This is a genomic window from Glycocaulis sp. (assembly GCF_052168375.1).
GTDB lineage: Bacteria > Pseudomonadota > Alphaproteobacteria > Caulobacterales > Maricaulaceae > Glycocaulis.
Genome location: NZ_JBQLZR010000329.1, coordinates 1 through 3,901, shown reverse-complemented (window position 1 = coordinate 3,901; position 3,901 = coordinate 1). Strand labels below are relative to the sequence as shown.

At 62.3% G+C, this 3,901-nt stretch carries 3 protein-coding genes, 1 tRNA gene and 1 pseudogene; 4 read left to right on the top strand and 1 reads right to left on the bottom strand.

All coding sequences use genetic code 11. The annotated features are described in order from the left end of the window. The 4 genes from ACTS2Z_RS13710 to ACTS2Z_RS13695 all read left to right on the top strand — a co-directional run. Positions 1 to 682, top strand: a 682-nt coding sequence (locus ACTS2Z_RS13710) for an ABC transporter ATP-binding protein (RefSeq protein WP_442573763.1), incomplete at its 5' end; no start/stop codon positions are given. Between the two features lie 4 nt (positions 683 to 686). Next, positions 687 to 1,898: an ABC transporter permease gene (locus tag ACTS2Z_RS13705; RefSeq protein ID WP_442573762.1), complete on the top strand. Its 1,212-nt coding sequence runs from the start codon at positions 687 to 689 to the stop codon at positions 1,896 to 1,898. 90 nt (positions 1,899 to 1,988) lie between these two features. Then, positions 1,989 to 2,618 (top strand): ATP-dependent Clp protease proteolytic subunit, encoded by a 630-nt coding sequence (locus ACTS2Z_RS13700; protein WP_442573764.1) that lies wholly within the window; start codon positions 1,989 to 1,991, stop codon positions 2,616 to 2,618. 21 nt (positions 2,619 to 2,639) lie between these two features. Next, positions 2,640 to 2,728 (top strand) — tRNA-Leu (locus ACTS2Z_RS13695). 730 nt (positions 2,729 to 3,458) lie between these two features. Here ACTS2Z_RS13695 and ACTS2Z_RS13690 read toward each other — a convergent pair. Further along, positions 3,459 to 3,659, bottom strand: a pseudogene (locus tag ACTS2Z_RS13690) (recombinase family protein); the annotation flags it as partial. Positions 3,660 to 3,901: the final 242 nt, after the last annotated feature.

Below are 3,901 nucleotides of genomic sequence, written 5' to 3'. Positions count from 1 at the left end.
TGATACACCATTGTTGAGCGGGCAGGGCCTTTCCCGGCGCTATCGTGCCAGTGATGGAGAGGTGGTGGCGCTGGGCGGCGTCGATATCGAGGTCAATACTGGCGAGGTGCTGGTGCTGATGGGGCATTCAGGGTCCGGAAAGACCACGCTCCTGTCGATCATCGGCCTGCTGGACAGGCCCGATTCAGGCCGGCTTCACCTGTTCGGCGAAGATGTCTCGCGCCGGGGCTGGGGGCGTCTGGCGAAGCTGCGCCGGGGCCGGATCGGCTTCCTGTTCCAGGATGCCGGGCTGATCGAGCGCATGCCGGTGATCGAGAACGTCATCCTGCCCATGCGCTATGCAGGTGTCCGGAGCGCGCGCCGCACCAGCCTCGCCCGCGAGGCGCTGGACCGGGTGGGCCTCGGCGACAAGGCGCGCCGGCTGGTCGGCACCCTGTCGGGCGGGGAACGCCAGCGCGTGGGTCTTGCCCGCACGCTGGCCATGCAGCCGCGCCTTCTTGTCTGTGACGAGCCGAGCGCCTCTCTGGACAAGGGCACGACCGGGCTTGTCGCGGAACTGATCCGCGAGCGGGCCGATGCGGGCGCGGCCGTCGTGCTGGCGACCCATGATCCGCTACTTCTGCCGATTGCAGACCGTGTGCTGCACATGGAGCGTGGCCGCTTTGTCGCGCGTGGGGTGTAAGGCAATGCTGGCGAACCTTGTCTCCCTGGCGCTTCTTGCCCTGCGCGCGAGGCCCTTGCGCGCCCTTCTGATGGCCTTGACGCTGGGGGCGGGCACGGCAGCGGTCTCGCTCGCGGCGGCGGTGCTGACCGGCTATTCCGAACAGATTGAACGTCTGGCCTTCGGGGCGTATGCCCGCTCGCTTGTGGTGACGGAGAACTGGGCCTCGCCGCAACGGTCCGGTCCGCCGACGACGGCTGATATCACGCGCATCCGCGAGACGCTGGGTGCGCGCATCGAGGGCGTGGCCGCCTGGCGGATGACAATGAGCGATGTGCGCTACGGCGCCGAGGCGCGCGAGATGTTCCTGTATGGTGTGTCAGGCGATTACCGCTTTGAACTGGATACACCGATGGCTGAAGGCAGGCTGTTCACGGCGGAAGAACTGGAAGGCGCAAGCCGGGTCTGTCTTCTCGGGGCTGCGGCAGCGCGCGATCTCTATCGTGCCGAGCGCACGCGCATTGGCCGTCAGGTGCGCGTCAACGGCATTGGCTGCGAGGTCATCGGCATATTCGAAACGCCGCAGGTGCGCACCGCCGACCGCTATGACGAGGCGGTGATCGTGCCCTTCCTCGCCTCCATGCGCTATTACGAGGCCGGGGCCACCAGGCTTGCGCCCAATGAAGCCGATCAGGTGACGGTGGTCCTGCGCGACCGGCGCATGCTGCGGCCCTCTGTCAGTGACGCTGATCGGGTGCTGCGCCGCGCGCGGGGCAGCCCTATATCGCAACCGCCGCCGTTTCGCTTTTCCGACGCGTCCGCACCAGCGCAGGCGGTGCAACGCCAGCGTGCCAGCGCCGGGGCCTTGCTGGTCGTGGTGGCGGTGATCTCGCTCCTTGCTGCGCTCATCGGCTATGCGTCCTCCACCTTGAGTAATGTGGAAATGCGCCGGCGGGACATTGCGCTGCAAATGTCGTCCGGCGCAGGCGGGCTGGACATTCTCGCCCAGATCATTCTGGAGAGCCTGATACTGGGCCTTGCTGGCGCCGCTTTCGGCGCAGCTGTCTCCTTCGGCGCGGGACAGATTCTGGAACACGGGTTTGGCATTCCCGTCATTCATGACACGCGCGTGGTGGTATTGACGGGCATCGTAGGCATAGCCGCAGGCCTGGTTGCCGGTGCGCTTCCGGCATGGAAGGCCTCGCGCTTGCCACCGGCGCTTGCTGTACGGCAATAGACCCGCGCTCGCCGCTTGCGGCGTCTGGCGAGCATGCCTAACTTGGCACTCCAGCGATGACGCACTTTGCGATACAGGACACTTCCCATGATGGCTGACGGCTTTCGCGCCTTTCCGCACCGCAATGATGATGACGAGGATGACGCCCCGGAAAAGGGCGCCGCTCAGGCCGGTGAGGACTTTGTCGGCAAGGCCTTGTTTGAAAGCCGCACCATCCTCATCACCGGCGGCATCAATGACAAGGTGGCCCGTTCGGTCTGTGCCCAGCTTTTTGCGCTGGCAGCAAAAAGCGATGATCCGATCCTGATGGTAGTGTCCTCGCCGGGCGGCCATGTCGAATCCGGCGACATGATTCACGACACGATGAAGTTCATCAAACCGCGCGTGATCGCGCTGGGGTCGGGCTGGGTGGCGTCAGCCGGTGCGCTGATCTTTGTCGGCGCCGAGAAGGAAGACCGCTACTGCCTGCCCAATACGCGCTTCCTCATTCACCAGCCTTCGGGCGGAGCGGGCGGCGCGGCCAGCGATATCGAGATCCAGGTGCGCGAAATGCGCATGATGCGCGACCGGCTGAACCGCATCTTTGCGGAAGCTACCGGCCAGACGCTGGAGCGGATCGAGAAGGACACCGATCGCGATTTCTGGCTGACCGCCAAGGACGCGATCGAGTACGGGCTGTGCCACAAAATCGTGACGCGTCAGGATGAGATAAAGCGTTAGAGCGCAAGGCTTTATGCCTTTGCGGGCGTGGCGGAACTGGTAGACGCACCGGACTTAAAATCCGTTGGAGGGCAACCTCCGTGCCGGTTCGATTCCGGCCGCCCGCACCATTTTTTCAATTTGGCCCAATTTCGGGTTCATACTTTCTCCTAATTGATTGAACGGTAACGATAATTCAGCCATTCTATAGCCGCCATTGCGGCACCATTTCAGGCGTTCGCCGAAAGTGAACTTTATGGCCGCGCGCTGACATTCGATCCGTCCGGAACGCCATAATTCATGCGGCTTCCCGAGGAATTCGAGGGCCGTTCTATAAGTTTTCTCAAAATCTCCGGGGTGCCTCCCTTTTTGAGATGAGAAGGCAGCCAGCCGCTCGGAAGCGACAACCCGGTCCCGCTCCAAACCTTCGATCTTTTTCTCATACGCGGAAATCACTGCGGGGTTAGTCGTTTCGATAATGCGGGTAAGAAACCCGTCGATCTGGTTCTGCGTCTCTCTCAGAGATCGTTCCAGACTGCGCTCGCGAGCTGCGATGCTCGCAGCGTTCATATCCCACGCCCTGCGGACCATCATTTCGACCACGCGGACGACCTCGGGCCGAATACGTACATTTGAGATGAGCGCGTCGAACGCGTCTTCGATCTTAGCTTTGGGTGTCGACTTACCGTAGGAGGCGCATCCCTTGGTCTGGCAGACATAGTAGGCATGTCTTCTGACCGCTCCGCTGGACCACGACGCTCGGAGCGGTACGCCGCAGTCCGCGCAATCGACACATCCCCTCAGAGGAAAGTCCTCGTTGATTGTCTTGCGAACCGGGAATTTCGGTTTGCCGTTGAGACGTTCCTGAATCCTCAGATGGGTCTCGTAGGAAATCAGCGCTTCGTGATGGCCCTTGGTGAGAGGAACGCCCCAAGGCTCGTATTCAACATGGCCCGTGTAGAGGATGTTGGTGAGGAGCTTGCGGATATTCTGCTTGGGAATCTCGCCGCGCTTGCCCTTGGGATAGTCCGGGTGCGTGTCCAGAAATCGCTTCACTTCCATCTGGCTTTCAAATCGGCCTGAGGCAAAGCCGTTCAGGGCTTCCGCCAATACCGAGGCTTCCGGCTCCTTGCGGACAAGAACCTTGCCGCCCTGCGACTTGTCTTCCACGAACGTGTAGGCGGGTCCGGGATAGAAGGTCCAATATCCGTTGAGCGTGCGCGCCTTTTGACGTGAGGCAGAGCGCCGCGCATTACTGATACGGTCGTGTTCGACGATTACCGCTTGAAGCTTCTCGGGAAGCT

Coding starts and splice junctions, on each gene's coding strand:
- ACTS2Z_RS13700 (WP_442573764.1), top strand. CDS start 1,989: ATGGCTGACGGCTTTCGCGCCTTTCCGCACCGCAATGATGATGACGAG.
- ACTS2Z_RS13705 (WP_442573762.1), top strand. CDS start 687: ATGCTGGCGAACCTTGTCTCCCTGGCGCTTCTTGCCCTGCGCGCGAGG.